Below are 17,296 nucleotides of genomic sequence, written 5' to 3'. Positions count from 1 at the left end.
CCGAGGTGACTCCATGAAGCCGTTCGCACTCGATCCCGACATGACGTCGGCCACGGGCACGTTCTACCCCACAGGCTACGTGTTCGCGCTGTTTCCCGGCGACGAGGCCTATCGCAAGGCCGCGGATGCGCTGGCGGAGCAGGGATTCACCGACGTATCGCATGCCGCACCCGACGCCATCCACCAGCATGTGGTGCGTACCCTGGGCCATGCCGATACGCCGCTGCCGAGCGTGGGCGCCGAGGGAGTGATCGTGCGGCGCATCGCGGACATGGCGGCGCAAGGCCACCACGGCCTGCTGATCAAGGCCCGCGACGAGGACGGCCCGGAATCCCTGCAGGCTGCGCTGGAACCGCTCGGAGCCACCGCGGCGTTCTTCTATCGCCGCCTGATCATCGAAGACCTGATCCCGCAGCCGGCCTCCTGAGCCCTCCGTGAACCACCTCGCGTGCCGGAGCACCCCGCTCCGGTCGCCGCAGAGCGGCCGGCCCCCCTGGAGCCTTCCCATGGTTCGGCCGGACGCCGGCCGCGCCTCAGCGCCCCTTGCGCCCTGCCCCGCCTGGCCGCGTCTTGCCCCCGCCCGCATTGCCGGAGGGCTTCGGCGCAGCCCCGCCGGGACGCGTCGCGGCGCGCACCCCGGCGCGCGGGGGCAGTCCGGTGTGCTGGGTCAGGAGCTTTCCGGGTGCCGGCCCCTGGCGAACGCCCTGCGCCGCGCCGGACGTGCTGTTCTTGCGCCGCGCACTCTGGTAGCTGCCGTCCGTCACCGGCTGGAAGGTGGGAATCAGATGGTGCTTGCCGTTGCCGATGAGGTCGGCCCGGCCCATGTCCTTGAGCGCCTCGCGCAGCAGCGGCCAGTTGTTCGGATCGTGGTAGCGCAGGAAGGCCTTGTGCAGGCGGCGGCGCTTCTCGCCGCGCACGATGTCCACCGATTCGCTCTGCCGGCCGATCTTGCGCAGCGGGTTCTTGCCGGAGTGGTACATGGCCGTCGCCGTGGCCATGGGGCTCGGATAGAAGGTCTGCACCTGGTCCGCGCGGAAGCCGTTGCGCTTGAGCCAGATGGCGAGGTTCATCATGTCCTCGTCGCTGGTGCCCGGGTGCGCAGCGATGAAGTACGGGATCAGGTACTGCTTCTTGCCCGCCTCTTCGCTGAACTGCTCGAACAGCTGCTTGAAGCGGTCGTAGCTGCCGATGCCGGGCTTCATCATCTTGGTGAGCGGGCCGGATTCGGTGTGCTCGGGAGCGATCTTCAGGTAGCCGCCCACGTGGTGCTGCACCAGTTCCTTGACGTACTCCGGAGATTTGACGGCGAGGTCGTATCGCAGGCCGGAACCGATCAGGATCTTCTTGACGCCCTTGAGGGCCCGCGCGCGCCGGTAGATCTTGATGAGGGGGCCATGGTCGGTCGTGAGGTTCTGGCAGATGCCGGGGAACACGCAGCTCGGCTTGCGGCAGGCGGCCTCGATCTCGGGCGTGCGGCACCCCAGGCGGTACATGTTGGCCGTAGGCCCGCCCAGGTCGGAGATGGTGCCGGTGAAGCCCTTGACCTTGTCGCGGATCTCTTCGACCTCCTGGATGATGGAGTCTTCCGAGCGGCTCTGGATGATGCGGCCCTCGTGCTCGGTGATCGAGCAGAAGGTGCAGCCGCCGAAGCAGCCGCGCATGATGTTCACGCTGAAGCGGATCATCTCCCAGGCCGGTATCTTGGTGGCGCCGTCGTGGCTGCCGTTCTCGTCCGCATAGGCGGGATGCGGGCTGCGCGCATACGTCAGGCCGAACACCCAGTCCATCTCGGCCGTGGTGAGCGGCACGGGGGGAGGATTGATCCAGACGTCGCGGGCGGTCACGCCCTCGCCGTGCGCCTGCACCAGCGCCCGGGCGTTGCCGGGGTTGGTCTCCAGGTGCAGCACCCGGTTGGCATGGGCATAGAGCACCGGATCGCTGCGCACCTGCTCGTAGCTGGGCAGGCGGATCACGCTGCGGTCGCGCGGCGGCACCTTGAGCCGGGTGCCGAGGGCGGGGTTGGCCACGAACTGGATCGGCTGGACGGGCGGATTCACCGCCGCGGGCGCCGCGGCACCGGCCGCCGCCCCGCCGGACGGCGCTCCGCAGGCGGCCGTCGTCGTCTCGGAGGCATCGTCCTTGCTGCAGCTGCTGCCCTGGGCCGCAGCCTGCTCGCTGGTCGTCATGTAGGGATTGATGTGGGCTTCCACGCGGCCGGGTTCGTCCACGGTGGTGGAGTCGATTTCGAACCAGCCCTGCCCGCTCTCGTCGCCCGGCCGGCGCACGAAGGCCGTGCCGCGCACGTCGGTGATCTGCTCGACCGGCTCGCGCGCGGCGATGCGGTGCGCCACCTCGACGAGCGCACGTTCGGCATTGCCGTAGAGCAGCAGGTCGCACTTGGCATCCACCACGATGGAGCGCCGCACCTTGTCGCTCCAGTAGTCGTAGTGCGCGATGCGGCGCAGGCTGCCCTCGATGCCGCCGAGCACGATGGGCACATCCTTGTAGGCCTCGCGGCAGCGCTGGCTGTAGACGATGGCCGCGCGGTCGGGCCGCTTGCCGCCCACGTCGCCGGGGGTGTAGGCATCGTCGCTGCGGATCTTCCGGTCGGCGGTGTACCGGTTGATCATCGAATCCATGTTGCCGGCCGTGACGCCCCAGAACAGATTGGGACGGCCGAGCGCCTTGAACGGCTCGGCGCTCTGCCAGTCGGGCTGGGCAATGATGCCCACGCGGAAGCCCTGGGCCTCCAGGACGCGCCCGATGACCGCCATGCCGAAGCTGGGGTGGTCCACGTAGGCGTCGCCCGTGACGAGGATGATGTCGCAGCTGTCCCAGCCGAGGCGCTCCATTTCCGCCCGGCTCATGGGCAGGAACGGCGCGGTGCCGAAGCGCTTGGCCCAGTAGGGGCGGTAGCTCGTCAGCGGCTTGGCGGCGCGCGCGAAAAAGGAAACGTCGACAGGGGCGTTCATTGGAATGGCGTGGGGGCGGGGCCCCGGATTTTAGGCGCCCGGCGCCCGAAGGCCGTGCGGGAAGGCGCTCCACCACGGCGGCGATGGGGTTTCCCTTCATTACCACGGATTCCCCCTACCCATCCGCCTTGGCAGCCAAGGATTTCCCTGATTCCGCCAAACAAAAAGCAGAAATCATTTTTCTCAAATAAAACGATAATTACTGCATCCTCCTTGCTCTCAGACAACACCAATACCCAAGGAATTTCCCCATGCTCCAACCCTCCATGAAGATCCGGAACCAGCTCAGCATCGCCTTTGGCGCGCTGGTGGTGATGGTGCTCGTCGTCTCCCTCCTGTCCCTGCGGTCGCTCGACATCGCGAACCGGAATTTCACCGGGTACGTGCAGGGCGTCGAGACCCAATCCAATCTGGCGAGCAGCCTGCGCAGCGCGGTGAACCGGCGGGCGATCGCCGTCCGCAACCTGGTGCTGGTGCGCGAGCGGGTGGAAGTGGAAAAGGAACTGGCGCTGGTGCTGAAGGCGGACGAGGACGTGCAGAAGACGCTGGCCGGGCTGAAGGAACAGGTCGCCAAGGATCGGACGGCGCCCGACACCACGCGGCAACTGCTCGGGGACCTGGAGCGGATCGAGGCCGTGTACGGGCCGGTGGCACGCGACATCGTGCGGCTGGCGGTGGCCGGCCAGCTCGATACGGCGGTGGCCAAGATCAGCAACGAGTGCCGCCCGCTGCTCGCGCAACTCACGGCCAAGGCCAGCGAATTCGTCGGCGACGCAGGCAAGCGGGCCGTATCGGCGGAGCAGGACGCCGAGGCCACGTTCAATCACCAGCGGGCCGTTCTGGTCGGCGCGTGCCTGGCAGCACTGGTGCTGGCCATCGCAGCCGGCGTGACCATCACGCGCCGCCTGGCGCGCGAACTGGGTGCCGAACCTTCGGAACTGGGGCGGGCCGCCCAGCGCGTGGCAGACGGCGACCTGGGCCCGCTGGACGCCACCGGGCACGCCACGGCGGGCAGCGTGATGGCCTCGCTGTCCACGATGCAGGCCAGCCTGGCCCGCATCGTCGCCCAGGTGCGCAGCGCGTCGGATTCCATCGCCATCGGCTCGACGGAAATCGCCACCGGCGCGGGCGACCTGAGCATGCGGACGGAGCACCAGGCCAGCGCCCTGCAGCAGACAGCCGCGACCATGGAGCAGCTCAGCTCCACCGTGCGCCACAACGCCGACAGCGCGATGCAGGCCAACCAGCTGGCGCGCGGCGCCTCGGGCGTGGCACAGCAGGGCGGTGAAGCCGTGAGCCGGGTCGTGAAGACGATGCGGGACATCAACCAGAGCTCGCGCCGCATCTCCGACATCATCGGCGTCATCGACGGCATCGCGTTCCAGACCAACATCCTGGCATTGAATGCCGCCGTGGAGGCCGCCCGCGCCGGCGAGCACGGCCGGGGCTTCGCGGTGGTGGCCAGCGAAGTCCGCGGCCTGGCCCAGCGCAGCGCCCAGGCCGCGCGGGAAATCAAGGACCTCATCACGGCCAGTGTCGAGCAGGTGGAGTCCGGCACGGCCCTGGTGGACCGGGCGGGCCAGACGATGGAGGAAGTGGTGGCGTCGATCCGGCGCGTGAGCGACATCGTCGGCGAGATCAGCGCCGCCAGCAGCGAGCAGAGCAACGGCGTGGCGCAGGTGGGAATCGCCGTGAACCACATGGACGAGGCCACGCAGCAGAATGCCGCGCTGGTCGAACAGAGTTCCGCCGCGGCGCAGAGCCTGCAGCAGCAGGCGCGGGAGCTGGTGCACGCGGTTTCGGTCTTCAAGCTGCACCCGCAGCAGCCGGCACTGCCTCAGCCGGCGCAGTTCATCGCAATCCCGCAATGAGGGCGGGCGCACCCGCTGGAACGGAAAAGGAGCCGGCGGGCCACCATGGGCTCACCGGCTCCAGGCCATCACGGAGTCACCATTCACCGAGGGCACGCACGCGCTGGTCGAGGTCGGCGGGGGGCGCGTCGTAGGGCGACACGAGTTCGGGCGCCCGCGCCATGCCATCGGCCCTGTCCACCGGGAAGGACGGCGATGCGGCCTGCGCATCGGCCACGAAAAAGCGGGTGGACAGGAAGCGCGGCAGCGCGAACGACGAAAGATTCAAGGACAGCATGTCAGGCTCCGGGAGGCGACGCGTGGCGCCGCGCAGTCTTCGTGCCGGGGTGGCCCGTCCGAGCGTAGATGCGCAACTGCCGCCCTCCTGTAGGCCGGAGCCTCTCCTCCGTGACAAAACAATGCGGACCTTCCCGCCCCGCCTCCCCGCCCCGCCCCACCCTGCCGCGGTGGAACGCCCTACCCGACCGAGCGGTGCGACGGTTCTGGCGAAGTGCCGCACCGCGGGCGGGCTCGTGCTGCTGCAGGATGCGGCGGCGCTCCGGAAAGGGCTGCGCGAGCCGTCCTTATTTCGCCAGCGCCAGCGTGCCCTTCATGAGTGCCGAGTGGCCGGGGAACGAGCAGAAATAGGTGTATGCCTCACCGGCCTTGAGCGAGGCGACCGGGAAGGTCACCGCGTCGCTCTCGCCGCCGCCGAGCAGCTTGGTGTGGGCGATCACGCGCTTGTCACCGTCCTTGACGTAGTTCTTTTCCGCGCCGGCTGCCATGCCGTCGGCGGAAGCGCCCTGCATGTCGGCCGTCTTGGCCAGGACCCAGTTGTGTCCCATGGCGGTCTTGGGCAGCTTGCCCGCATGCTTGAGCTTGACGGTGAACTGCTTGCAGCTCTGGGGCACGGAAATGGCGCTCTTGTTGAACTGCATCGCGTCGTTGCCTTCGATCTCGACGCTGCAGTCGGCGGCGTGCGCGGATGCGCCGGCACCCAGTGCCAGAACGAGGGCCAGGGCCTTCCAGTGTTGTGCCATGTCGGTTACTCCTTCGATGAATGCCGGTGCACGCGCCGGTGAAATGCCACCGGTGAAAGCGCGTGTGCGGCGATGGCCCATCGTAGGAAATCGGCGCTGCCGGCCTGTTGACGTGCATCAAGGGCCACGGGATTCATCCGCGCCACAAGGCCTACACTGGCCGGCCCATGCCGCAGACACTCCGGGCGCCCTGCCACAGCGAACTCCTCATCAAGAAAAGCCGTTTCATCGGCTGCGTGCAGCCGATGGCGGACAGGGCGTCCGCCCAGGCGGTGGTCGACGCGTTGCGGCGCGAGCATCCCGGCGCCGCGCATGTGTGCTGGGCGCTGCTGGCCGGCGGCCAGTCGGCCGCGGTGGACGACGGCGAGCCGGGCGGAACCGCCGGCAGGCCCATGCTGGAGGTGCTGCGGCACCAGGACCTGGAGGGCGTGCTGGCCACCGTGGTGCGCTACTTCGGCGGTGTGAAGCTCGGGGCCGGCGGCCTGGTGCGCGCCTACACCGACACCGTGGCGCAGGCCCTGCTCGGGGCAGACAAAGTTCCGCTCGAACGCATGGAGGTACTGCGCTGCCAGGTGCCCTACGCGCAGGAGGGCCTGGTGCGGCGCGAAGTGGAGGCCGCCGGTGCCGTGCTGCAGGACGTGGCGCACGGTTCGCTGGTGGTGCTGCAGGTCTGCCTGCCCGCCTCGCGCGCGGCCGCCTTCCGGCAGCGCATCGATGATGCCGCACAGGGGCGCGCGGGCTGGCTCGGCGCCTGAGACCCGCGCGCGGGGCCGGCAAGACAGCCTATCGGCCTACATGCCCGCCCGACGGCGCGCGCCGACACTCTACTGCCGAGCCCCGGGCACCGGCGCAGGAGACACCCACCCATGAGCGACATGTTGGACACGATCATCATCGGAGCCGGATCCGCCGGCCTGGCCGCGCTGCGCGAGGTGCGCAAGCGCACGGAACGCGTGCTGATCGTCAACGACGGCCCCTGGGGCACGACCTGCGCGCGGGTGGGCTGCATGCCCTCGAAGGTGCTGATCGAAGCCGCCGATGCATTCCACCGACGCCACGCCTTCGATACTTTCGGCATCCGCGGACAAGAAGCCCTGCGCGTGGACCTGCCCGCCGTGCTGGAGCGCGTGCGGGCACTGCGCGACGATTTCGTTGCCGGCGCGGTGAAGGCCTCGGACATCGGCACGCGCGGCATCTCCGGGCGTGCGCGCCTGCAGGGCCCGCACCAGGTGGAGGTCGACGGCAAGGTGTACGAAACCCGCAGCGTCGTCATCGCGACCGGCTCCCGACCCACGGTGCCAGAAGACTGGCTGGCCTTCGGCGACCGCATCCTCACCACGGATACCCTGTTCGAGCAGCCGGACCTGGGGCCGCGCATGGCGGTGATCGGACTCGGCCCGGTCGGCGTGGAGATGGCGCAGGCGCTGTCGCGGCTCGGCGTGGAAGTGGCGGCGTTCGCCACCGGCAACGAGGTGGCGGGCCTGTCCGATCCGTCGATCAACGATGCGCTGCGGGATCTCCTGAAATCCGAGTTCGTGCTGAACGTCGGCGGCAAGGTGCAGTTGCGCGAAGTGCCCGGCGGCATCGAGGTCACCAACGGCGACGCGACCGTCGTGGTCGACCAGGTGCTCGCGGCCATGGGACGCCGCCCGAACGTCGAACACCTCGGGCTGGACACGCTGGGCGTGGAGCTCGACGAGCACGGCGTGCCGCCGGTGGACCGGCGCACCACCCAGATCGGGCACCTGCCGGTGTTCATGGCCGGCGATGCGAATGCCCTGCGCCCCATCCTGCACGAAGCGGCCGACGACGGGCACATCGCCGGATTGAACGCGCTCGCCCCGGACCCGCGCGGATTCCGGCGCCGCACGTCCCTGTCGATCGTGTTCACCGAGCCGAACGCCGCCACCGTCGGCCGGCGCTACAAGGACCTGAAGGCGGGCGAATCCGTGACCGGCACCGTCGACTTCAGCCGCCAGGGCCGCGCACGCGCCGGGCAACGCAACGCGGGCCGGCTGAGCGTGTACGCCCAGCACGGCACCGGGCGGCTGCTCGGCGCGGAAATGTGCGCTCCCGGCGGCGAACACATGGCCCATCTGCTGGCCCTGGCGGTGGACCGCGAACTCACCGTGCACGATCTGCTGCGCATGCCCTTCTACCACCCGGTGCTCGAGGAAGGCCTGCGCACCGCGCTGCGCGATGCCGCCAGCCAGTTGCCCAAGGGGAGCGACTCCGACCTGTCGGCCTGCGACGCCTACGGGTCGAGTGCGCTGGACTGAAGCGGCCGGCGCGGTTTTCGCAAATAGTTCTCAAGCCGGCGCGGCGATGGCCGATAACAGGGGATCTTCATCCATTGGCTTCCGACGGGAGGCTGCACAAGGAGTTCGCCATGGACGTCAGCCTCTCGCAATCCATCGTCAGCACCGCGGCCGGACTGGCCAGCCAGAAGACATCGGATGCCGTGAATGTCGCCGTGCTGAAAAAGGCCATCGACATCCAGCAATCGTCGGCGGAGCAGCTGCTCCAGGCGCTGCCCCAGCCGCCGCTGGCGACGTCCGGTTCGCTGGGTACCCAGGTCAACACCTTCGCCTGAACGGGGCGCCTCGCCGTGGGCGGCGCGCTAGTCTCTCGCGGCCGGGCGGAAGGCCATGGGCCTGCACCCTTCCACGCCGACGCGCGGATCGGTGCGGCTCCCGATGGGGGTCAGCGCAGCCGGTTCGGTGACAGCGCCTGCGGCTCCACGCCCTGCGCCGCCAGCTCGGCCGACAGCGGTTCCTTGAGAAGCAGCCCGCGCGCGAGGCGTGCCGCGCCGGCGGCGCTCTGGATGCCGTAGCCCCCCTGCCCCGCCAGCCAGAAGAAGCCTTCGGCCTGGCCGTCCCAGCCGATGACCATGTCGCCGTCCGGCACGAACGAACGCAGCCCGGCCCAGGTGTGCGACGGCCTGCGGATCTGGAACGTGGTCATCTGCTCGATGTTCCAGATGCCGGTCGCCACGTCCAGCTCTTCCGGCACCACGTCGTGGGGATGCGTGGGATCGGCATTGGCCGGCGAGCCCAGCAGTTGGCCCGCGTCGGGTTTGAAATAGAAGCTTTCGTCGATGCCGACCACGGCCGGCCACCGGCTCGCGTCCATGCCTTCCGGCACCGGGAAGGTGAATGCCGTGCGCCGCCGCGGCTCCAGACCGATCGGGAGCACTCCGGCCAGCGCAGCGACTTCGTCCGCCCAGGCGCCCGCCGCGTTGACGAGGGTCCGCGCACGGATCGGCTCGCCGGAGCCCAGCCGGACGAGCCAGCCCTCGCCGCCCCGTGCGATGGCGTCGACCCGGGCACCCGTCATCAGGCGCCCGCCGCGCTGCCGCAGGCCACGCAGATAGCCTTGGTGCAGCGCATGCACGTCGATGTCGGAAGCGCCGGGCTCGCTCATGCCTGCGGCCACCGCGTCGGGACGCAGACACGGCAGCCACTCGAGCAGCCGCTCGCGCGGTACCCGCTCCACGTTCGGCGAGCGCGTGACGGCTTCGGCGTATGCGGCTTCCAGCAGGTCCTGTTGCTCCGGGCCCGCCACATAGACCACTCCGCGCGGCGACAGGATGCCGGCATCCGCGAAACCTTCGGGAGGATGGTCGTAGAACGCGCGGCTGGCCCGCGTCAGCGCCTGGATCTGCGGCGTGCCGTAGGTTTCCATGAACAGGGCCGCGGAGCGCCCGGTGGTGTGGTAGCCCGGCTGCGGCTCGCGCTCGAGGACGAGAACGCTCGGCCGCTGCGCGGCGTGCGCCAGCTCCCAGCCCACGGAGGCCCCGGCGATGCCGGCGCCGATGATGAGGAAATCGACGGATTCGGTCATGGGTGCTCCTTCTGGATTCACATCACACCGCCGACGCCTGGGCGTGGCCCGGGGCGCCCGATCCGTCCGCGCGCGGCAGGCCGCGCGCGTCGCGCGGATCCGGGCCGGTGGTGACGAGGGAGGTGAGCGCGGGCTCGACGGGGCCGAGGCGGTCCAGCGCCGGACGCGGCCGCTGCAGGCCCGCGATGCCGGCGAAGGCGTGTTCCATCGCCCGGCCGGTGGCCAGCGTACCCAGGTCGTCGCGGAAGCGCCCCACCACCTGCAGGCCGAACGGCATGCCCTGGCCGTCCAGGCCGCAGGGCAGGCTGAGCGCGGGGTGCGTGGTGAGCGTCGTCACGTAGGTGAGTGCCAGCCAGCGGTAGTAGTTGGCCTGGGGCTCGCCGTTGATGTGGCTGGCGAACAGCTCCGTCCACGGGAACGGCGAAACCGGCGTGGTCGGCGCGAGGATCACGTCGAACGATTCGAAGGCTTCCTGGAAGCGCGCCAGGATGCGCGTCTGCTCGGCCTGGGCCCAGGCGCTGTCGATGAGCGTCATGGCCGCCCCCATCTCGTAGTTGGCGCGGGTGTTCGGTCCCAGGCTGGCCGGGTCGCGTTCGTAGGCCTCGCGCGTGCCGGCCACGAAGGCCTCGGCACGCAGCACGTCGAAGCAGCGGTGCACGTCGCCCAGGTCGAACGGGACCGCATCGCAGCTGCGGAACAGGTGCCGCATGGCCGCGATCTTGCCGCGGAAGGTGGCGCGGATGCCATCGTCCACCGCGCAGGCACCGAAATCCTCGGTGTAGCCGACGCGGAGCTTCGAGAGATCGACCTCGGGCAGCGAGAGGAACACGCTGGCATCGAGCGGATAGCTGAGCGGATCGCCCGCGGACATGCCGGCCGTGGCCGCGAGCTGCAGGCAGGCCTCCTCCACGGTGCGCCCCATCGGGCCGACGACCGAGATCGGCGTCCAGCCCAGCAGCTTGCGCGAACTCGGCACGACGCCCGGAGAGGGCCGGAAGCCCACCACGCCGCATTTGGCCGCGGGAATGCGCAGCGAGCCGCCCGTGTCCGAGCCCGTGCAGACCGGCAGCATGTCGCACGCCAGGGCCGCGGCGGAACCGCCGGAAGAGCCCCCGGCATTCAGCCGCGGATCGAAGGGATTGCCCGTCGCGCCCCAGACCGTGTTGCGCGAGTTGGCGCCCGCGCCCATTTCGGGGATGTTCGTCTTGCCGGTGACGATGGCGCCGGCCCGGCGCAGCCGCGCGACCAGCACGTTGTCTTCCGCAGGCACGTGCTCGCGGTAGATCTGCGAACCGTAGGTGGTGAGCAGCCCGGCGGTCGCCTCCAGGTCCTTCACGCCCAGCGGCAGCCCGTGCAGCAGCCCGAGCGCATCGCCGCGCAGCACCGCCTGCTCGGCTTCGCGGGCCTCGGCGCGCGCGCGGTCGTAGCAGGTCGCGGTGATCGCATTCACATACGGATTGACGGCCTCGATGCGGGCGATGCAGGCCTCGAGCAATTCGACCGGCGAGACCTCGCGGCGCGCGATCAGGTGCCGCAGTTCCGGCGCGGTCAACTCGGCGAGGGACGATGGGAGTGTGGAGGTGGAGGGGGATCGGGTCATGTCGGGCGCCGCGCCAGGCGGCGTTGTCTCGTTGTCAGCATGGCGGGGATTTTGCGCGCGCCGTGGAAGGGCCCGCCGGCACCCCGTGGGACCGCTTGGTGGCCGTCAATCGGCGGTGATGCCGGCGCGCTGGGCCACGGCACGCATCAGCGGCAGTTCCTTCTCGATCAGCGCGGCGAGGGCCTTCGAGGAACCATAGGCGGGCTCGAACCCGTTGGCCAGCAGCTTGTCGCGGGTTTCCGGATCTTCCACCACCTGGGCGATCGCACGCTCCAGGCGCGACTTCACGGCCGGCGGCAGGCCGGCGGGAGCCACGACGGCGAGCCAGGTGTCCATGTCGAGCGCGTAGCCGCTCTCGGCGAGCGTGGGCACGTTGGGCAGCAGGGAGGACCGCTTGGCGGAGGTCACGGCGATCGCCTTGACCTTGCCTTCCTTGAGCTGGGGCACCGCCGCGGCCACTGTGTCCACGGTGAACGGGATCTGCCCGCCCATCAAATCCACCATCGCCGGGGCGCTGCCCTTGTAGGGCACGTGCTGGATCTTCAGGCCCGCCAGGTTGAAGAACGCCTCGCCCGCGAACTGCGAGGTGGTGCCGGAACCGAACGATCCATAGGAGTACTTGTCGGGCGCGCCCTTCACCAGCGCGACGAACTGTTTCACGTCGTTGGCCGGCACGTTCTTGCCGGCGAGCAGGATGAGCCCGGTGCGGCCGGTGATGCCGATCGGGTCGAAGCTCTTGACGGGGTCGTAGGGCAGCTTCGCGCGCACCGCGGGGTTCACCGTGAAGGTGGTGCCGGAGCTCATGAGCAGCGTGTAGCCGTCTGGCGCGGCCTTGGCGACGTACGCGGCCCCGATCACCGTGCCCGCGCCCGCCCGGTTGTCGATCACCACGCTCTGGCCGAGCACGTCGCCGAGCTTCTTGCCGACGACGCGGCCCAGCACGTCGGTGGCACCGCCGGGCGGGAACGGGATCACCAGCGTGATCGGCTTGGCAGGGTACGGCTCCTGGGCCGTCGCGGGCGAGAGCGCGGCGACGGCGCAGACGGCGGCGATGGCGGACAACAACATCCTCTTGGCATGGTTCATGGCGGTCTCTCCAGGGTGGCGGGGAAGGTGCGGGAACGGTCGGTCCGCAGGGTCGGGGAAGACGATGGAACGGGTCGGATGCAGGCGCGGGAATCAGCGGCGAGCCGCCAGCAGGGCCCTGCCGCGCGCCTCGAACCCGCGGTGCTCCGCCTCCGGCACGAACAGCCCGCCCGTGGTCCAGACGAGGTGCGTGGCCTGCGGCAGCGAATGCTCCAGCCCCCGGGCCTGCAGCCAGCGGCGGCCGGATTCGGAGCCCGTGAGCAGCGCCGGCCCGCCGAACCCGGCGGCGGCCGAGGGCTCGATGCGCTCCCCGGTGGCATCGAGCACCTGCACCAGTTGCTCGAACAGCGTGTCGTCGCGCACCGTGAATACGCCCGACAGCAGGGGCCGCATCAACCTCGCCGCCAGCAGCGATGCGCGGGGCACCGCGAGGCCGTCGGCCTCGGTACGGTTCGTGAGCCCGATGTCGTAGACCGACGGATGCGTTCCCTCCGGCGCGGCCATCTGCACGAGGAAGCACGGCGACTGCACCGGCTCGGCGAAGAAGCAGTGCACGTGCGGGCCGAGCAGTTGCCGCAGGCCGAATGCGATGCCCGCCGGCGCGCCGCCGACGCCGCAGGGCAGGTAGACGAACAGCGGATGCTCCGCATCCACCGCGAAGCCCTGCTCCCGCAACTGGTCCTGCAGGCGCAGGGCGGCCGCGCTGTAGCCCAGCAGCAGGGACAGCGAACGCTCGTCGTCCACGAAATGGCAGAACGGGTCGGCCGCGGCCTGGGCGCGCCCCGCGGCCACGGCGCGCTCGTAGTCCCCCATGTGCTCGACCACTTCGACCCCGCGCTGCCGCAGCCGCTCCTTCTTCCATTCCTTGGCGTCGGCCGACATGTGCACCGCCGCACGGAAGCCCAGCGCAGACGCCGCGACACCGATGCTGAGGCCCAGGTTGCCCGTGGACCCCACGGCCACCTGATGGCGCGCGAAGACGGCGCGGGCCGCCGGCCCCGCCAGCGCACGGTAATCGCCGCCCGGTGTGACCAGCCCCTCGCGCAGCGCGAGCGCCTCGGCGAACTCCAGCACCTCGTGGATGCCTCCGCGCGCCTTGATGGAACCTGCCACGGGCAGGCCGTGGTCCGCCTTGATCCAGAGCCGCCCCTGCTCCGGTGCCAGGCCCAGGCGCGGGGCGAGCGGGTCGGCGGCGGTGAGCGGCGATTCGATGATGCCGTCGGAGGCCTGCAGTTCGGGAAACAGCCGGGCGAGCAGCGGCGCGAACCGCCCAAAACGCGAGGCCGCGGCCTGCGTATCATGCAGACTAATGTTCTGCCCGCAGGCATCCATGGCGGCGGGGACTTCGGCGAGGCGGTCGGGATTGAGCCACAGACAGGGTTCGGCATGCCGCACGGCGTCGGGCAAGGTGCCAGAGGGAGCCCTAATTTCGGTGGAGGAAGGCGTGCTGTGGTTCATGGGTGCGGCAGGAGATCGTCCGATGCATTCTTGCGCTCGCCCTGGCCGCCCCGCAAAGCATTTATATTGACGAGTGCATTAGTTTGAATAATGGATAACCGCCTGTCCAACTCCTTGCTTGCCTGGTTGCGGTGCTTCGATGCGGCCGCCCGCCAGGGAAGCTTCACGCGCGCCGCGGCGGAGCTGTGCATCACGCAGGGCGCGGTGAGCCAGCAGGTCAAGCAGCTGGAGAACTGGCTGGGGCGGCCGCTGTTCCTGCGCACCCCGCGCACACTGGTGCCCACGCCCGAAGGCCAGTGGCTGGCCGTGGTGCTGCGCGAGAGTTTCGGGGCGATCGAAGGCACGCTCGCCCAGATGCGCCATGTCCCCGACACCCACGCCGCGGCCACGCTCAGTTGCTCGCCCTCGTTCGCCATGCAGTGGCTCACGCCGCGCCTCGGCGGATTCTTTCTGCAGCACCCGGGCGTCGGCCTGCGCGTGTTCGGTGAATTCCACCGGATCGACCGCACCCGCATGGTGCGCGACGGGATCGAGGCCGCAGTGCGCTTCGACCCGGGCGGCTATACCGACCTGGAGGCCACCGAATTCCTCGACGAATGGCTGTTGCCCGTGGCCAGCCCCGCGTTCGTCGCCGCGCACCCGGGCCTGCGCGACGCGCCCGATCGCATGCGCCCGGAATGGCTGCTGCACGACGGCAGCGCCTGGGAAGGCGCGGACACCTTCGAGGAATGGCAGCATTGGTTCAACGCGGTGGGCGCCACGCCGCCGGCCTGGAAGGCCGGCCCGCAATTCAACCTTTCCCAGCTGGCCGTGGGCGCCGCGGTCGCCGGCCAGGGCATCGCCATGGGCCGGGCCGCGCTGGTGCTGGAGGACGTGGTTGCCGGCCGGCTCCTGCCGCTGTTCAGCCGCTGCGTGCCCTCCCGCGCGCACTATTCCTTCGTGACGGCGCCGCAGGCGGGCCCGGCGATGGCACGGGTGCGGGAGTGGCTGCTCGACGAAGGGGAACGGTTTCGGCAGGTGCGGGCGGTGTCGCTGCCGCCGCGCTCGGAGTCTGCCTAGGAGCGAGCAATGAAAGACTCTCGCCTCTTTGCCCTGCGGCCACGCGTCGTCGTCACTGCTTGGCGGCAGCCACCCGCCACACGGCATTGCCCACGTCGTCGGCCACCAGCAGCCCGCCCTTCGCATCGAGCGCCACACCCACGGGCCGGCCCCAGGCATCGCCTTCGCCGCTGACGAAGCCCGTGAGCACGTCGATCGGCATGCCCTGGGGTCTGCCGTTGGCGAACGGTACGAAGATGACCTTGTAGCCGCTGCGCGGCTTGCGGTTCCAGGAGCCGTGCAGGCCGACGAAGGCACCATCGGCCAGTTGGGGAGCCAACGGCGGCACCGCGGCACCCGTGCTTCCCGCACCGTTCGCGCCGCCCGCGAACGCCAGCCCCAGGGGCGCGACGTGGTTGCCGAGCGCGTATTCGGGCACGATGGCCTTTTCCACCAGGTCCGGCCGGGGCGGCTGCACGCGCGCGTCCACGTGCTGGCCCCAGTAGCTGTAGGGCCAGCCGTAGAAGCCACCGTCTTTCACCGAGGTGAGGTAGTCGGGGACCAGATCGCTGCCGATTTCATCGCGTTCGTTGACCACCGTCCAGAGCACGCCGGTACCCGGCTCCCAGCCCATGCCGTTGGGGTTGCGAAGGCCGCTCGCGAAGACGCGATGCGCACCCGTCGCCCGGTCGATCTCCCACACCGCCGCGCGGCCCGCCTCGGCCTCCATGCCGTTTTCCGCGACGTTGCTGTTGGAGCCCACGGTGGCGTAGAGCTTGGTGCCGTCGGCGCTGGCAATCAGGTTCTTGGTCCAGTGATGGTTGAGCGGCCGCGACGGCAGGTCGGCCAGCTTCGCGGGCGCGGCGGTGATCGCCGTCTGGCCGGGAACGTAGGGGAAGCGCACGACGGCATCGGCATTCGCCACGTAGAGCTCGTTGCCGACCAGCGCCATGCCGAAGGGTGAATGCAGCCCCTGCAGGAAGACGCTGCGCGTTTCCGCCACGCCGTCGCCGTCGGCATCGCGCAGCAGCGTGATGCGGTCGGCCGAGGGATTACCGGAGCCCGCCTTCGCCATGACCTTGCCCATGACCCAGTTGCGCACCTTCTTCAGCAGCCCGTCGTCCGGCGGCGGCCCTTCGGATGCGGGCTTGTCGCTCTCGGCCACCAGCACGTCGCCGTTGGGCAGCACGAGCAGCCAGCGGGGATGCTGGAGGTCGCGTGCGAACGGCATCACGCCGAGGCCCGCCATGGGCTGGGGCGCGCCGCCGTCGGGCCACCCCTTGGCGGGCGCGATGTGCACGGTGGGGATCAGGGATTTGTGAGGCTCCGGCAGCGTGGGGCTGGCGCCGATGCCGGCCTCGGGCGGCAGGCGCGCGGTGTCGCCGCATCCGGCCAGTACGGCGGCCGCCACCAGCGGGGCCAGCGTCCAGGGGCGCAAGAGGACGCGCCGCCCGGCGGGAGCACTAGACGAGGACGAAGACGGGTCGGGGGCGAAGAGGTGCAGGCGCATGGCGGGGCCCGGCGGTGCCGGTCGGCTGAAGGAGTGCCGACAGTCTGGCCACGCGGGACTGCCGCCCTTGTCAGCGAACGCCGCGAACTCGGCGGTAGCGCGCCGCGTTTCCGCAGCGCCGCTGGACGCCCCGCACGCGCCTAGAGCATGTGCGGCTGGAAGAGCGCCCGGCGGCTGATCGTTCGCCCCGAGAGCATGAATTCCCCGTCGCCCTGGTAGTGCAGTGTCTGCGGCCGGCGCACGGACGTATCGACGCGCGCGCGGAGCACTTCGAGCACGAAGAAATCGTAGCGGTTGACGAGGCGCGTATCGGCGACGCGGCACTCGATCTGCACGAAGCATTCCCGCACCAGCGGAGCGGCCACCTGGCTGGCAGGCTCCGCGGTGAACCCGAACCGCTCGAACTTGTCCAGCTCGGCGCCCAAGCAATTGCCGACGCCGACCACTTCATCCACCCAGCGGGCGTCAGGGATGTTGATCGTGCATTCCCGGCTGCGGCGCACCAGTCCGTGGCTGTGGTTGGCACGGGAGATCACGCAGCCCAGCAAGGATGGCGTGAACTCCATCACGGTGTGCCAGCCCATGGTCATGAGGTCGCAACGCCCGCGCCATGCCGAACCCACCAGCACGACGGGGCCCGGCTCCAGATACCGGCGCACCGATTCCACCGGCAATTCGCTCCACGCAGGCGCGCGCCGCCGCCGGGGCTTGCGCGGAGGCCACGGGAGAGCAGCAGCGGATTCGGCAGACATGGGCAGGCCATGCTAGCAGGCCCACGTCCCACGGGCCGGGACGGGCCTCACGACACCATCGCGGCGGTGATGCCAGGGCGTACGATGCAGCCCCACGGCCTCGCGACCCTCCCACCGCGCCTGCTGCGCGAGCCCATCGATTCCGCA

At 70.2% G+C, this 17,296-nt stretch carries 15 protein-coding genes; 6 read left to right on the top strand and 9 right to left on the bottom strand.

The features are described from left to right. Positions 1-13: 13 nt before the first annotated feature. Positions 14-427 carry a hypothetical protein gene (locus Q9R47_RS12400; RefSeq protein WP_311233502.1) on the top strand — a complete coding sequence of 138 codons (414 nt, stop codon included), beginning with the start codon at positions 14-16 and terminating at the stop codon, positions 425-427. A 106-nt stretch (positions 428-533) separates the two neighbouring features. On the opposite strand, the gene Q9R47_RS12395 is transcribed toward Q9R47_RS12400, so the two are convergent. After that, positions 534-2,972, bottom strand: a complete 2,439-nt coding sequence (locus tag Q9R47_RS12395; protein ID WP_311233501.1) for a YgiQ family radical SAM protein — start codon at positions 2,970-2,972, stop codon at positions 534-536. Between the two features lie 251 nt (positions 2,973-3,223). On the opposite strand from Q9R47_RS12395, the gene Q9R47_RS12390 reads away from it, so the two are divergent. Continuing rightward, entirely contained in the window at positions 3,224-4,843 is a 1,620-nt protein-coding gene (locus tag Q9R47_RS12390) for a methyl-accepting chemotaxis protein (protein WP_311233500.1), read from the top strand. A 76-nt stretch (positions 4,844-4,919) separates the two neighbouring features. Here the strand turns inward: Q9R47_RS12390 and Q9R47_RS12385 are convergent, their stop codons facing one another. Both Q9R47_RS12385 and azu read right to left on the bottom strand, forming a co-directional pair. Next, positions 4,920-5,120, bottom strand: a complete 201-nt coding sequence (locus tag Q9R47_RS12385) for a hypothetical protein (protein ID WP_311233499.1) — start codon at positions 5,118-5,120, stop codon at positions 4,920-4,922. A gap of 286 nt (positions 5,121-5,406) precedes the next feature. Further along, positions 5,407-5,862, bottom strand: a complete 456-nt coding sequence (gene azu / locus Q9R47_RS12380; protein WP_311233498.1) for an azurin — start codon at positions 5,860-5,862, stop codon at positions 5,407-5,409. A gap of 167 nt (positions 5,863-6,029) precedes the next feature. Here azu and Q9R47_RS12375 point away from each other — a divergent pair, with 167 nt between their 5' ends. From Q9R47_RS12375 to Q9R47_RS12365, 3 genes are all read left to right on the top strand, one after another. Beyond that, entirely contained in the window at positions 6,030-6,617 is a 588-nt protein-coding gene (locus Q9R47_RS12375; protein WP_311233497.1) for a YigZ family protein, read from the top strand. 111 nt (positions 6,618-6,728) lie between these two features. Beyond that, positions 6,729-8,141 carry a dihydrolipoyl dehydrogenase gene (locus tag Q9R47_RS12370; protein WP_311233496.1) on the top strand — a complete coding sequence of 471 codons (1,413 nt, stop codon included), beginning with the start codon at positions 6,729-6,731 and terminating at the stop codon, positions 8,139-8,141. Positions 8,142-8,251: 110 nt separating this feature from the next. Next, positions 8,252-8,455 (top strand): YjfB family protein, encoded by a 204-nt coding sequence (locus tag Q9R47_RS12365; RefSeq protein WP_311233495.1) that lies wholly within the window; start codon positions 8,252-8,254, stop codon positions 8,453-8,455. Between the two features lie 110 nt (positions 8,456-8,565). On the opposite strand, the gene Q9R47_RS12360 is transcribed toward Q9R47_RS12365, so the two are convergent. The 4 genes from Q9R47_RS12360 to Q9R47_RS12345 all read right to left on the bottom strand — a co-directional run bounded on the left by Q9R47_RS12360 (position 8,566) and on the right by Q9R47_RS12345 (position 13,849). Continuing rightward, positions 8,566-9,705, bottom strand: coding sequence for an FAD-dependent oxidoreductase (locus Q9R47_RS12360; RefSeq protein WP_311233494.1), 1,140 nt, complete (start codon positions 9,703-9,705; stop codon positions 8,566-8,568). Positions 9,706-9,727: 22 nt separating this feature from the next. Continuing rightward, positions 9,728-11,305: an amidase family protein gene (locus Q9R47_RS12355; protein ID WP_311233493.1), complete on the bottom strand. Its 1,578-nt coding sequence runs from the start codon at positions 11,303-11,305 to the stop codon at positions 9,728-9,730. Positions 11,306-11,410: 105 nt separating this feature from the next. After that, complete coding sequence (locus Q9R47_RS12350) at positions 11,411-12,391, bottom strand: tripartite tricarboxylate transporter substrate binding protein (RefSeq protein ID WP_311233492.1); 981 nt, start codon at positions 12,389-12,391, stop codon at positions 11,411-11,413. A 93-nt stretch (positions 12,392-12,484) separates the two neighbouring features. Then, on the bottom strand, positions 12,485-13,849 hold the full coding sequence (locus Q9R47_RS12345) for a D-serine ammonia-lyase (RefSeq protein ID WP_311233491.1): 1,365 nt from the start codon (positions 13,847-13,849) through the stop codon (positions 12,485-12,487). A gap of 90 nt (positions 13,850-13,939) precedes the next feature. Here Q9R47_RS12345 and Q9R47_RS12340 point away from each other — a divergent pair, with 90 nt between their 5' ends. Further along, positions 13,940-14,908: a LysR family transcriptional regulator gene (locus Q9R47_RS12340; protein WP_311233490.1), complete on the top strand. Its 969-nt coding sequence runs from the start codon at positions 13,940-13,942 to the stop codon at positions 14,906-14,908. Positions 14,909-14,960: 52 nt separating this feature from the next. On the opposite strand, the gene Q9R47_RS12335 is transcribed toward Q9R47_RS12340, so the two are convergent. Then, complete coding sequence (locus Q9R47_RS12335; RefSeq protein WP_311233489.1) at positions 14,961-16,397, bottom strand: sorbosone dehydrogenase family protein; 1,437 nt, start codon at positions 16,395-16,397, stop codon at positions 14,961-14,963. A 140-nt stretch (positions 16,398-16,537) separates the two neighbouring features. Further along, positions 16,538-17,149 (bottom strand): flavin reductase family protein, encoded by a 612-nt coding sequence (locus Q9R47_RS12330; protein ID WP_311233488.1) that lies wholly within the window; start codon positions 17,147-17,149, stop codon positions 16,538-16,540. Positions 17,150-17,296: the final 147 nt, after the last annotated feature.

This window comes from Acidovorax sp. PRC11 (assembly GCF_031844105.1).
Taxonomy (GTDB): Bacteria; Pseudomonadota; Gammaproteobacteria; order Burkholderiales; family Burkholderiaceae_C; genus Paracidovorax.
This window is presented reverse-complemented; position numbering and strand designations above follow the sequence as displayed.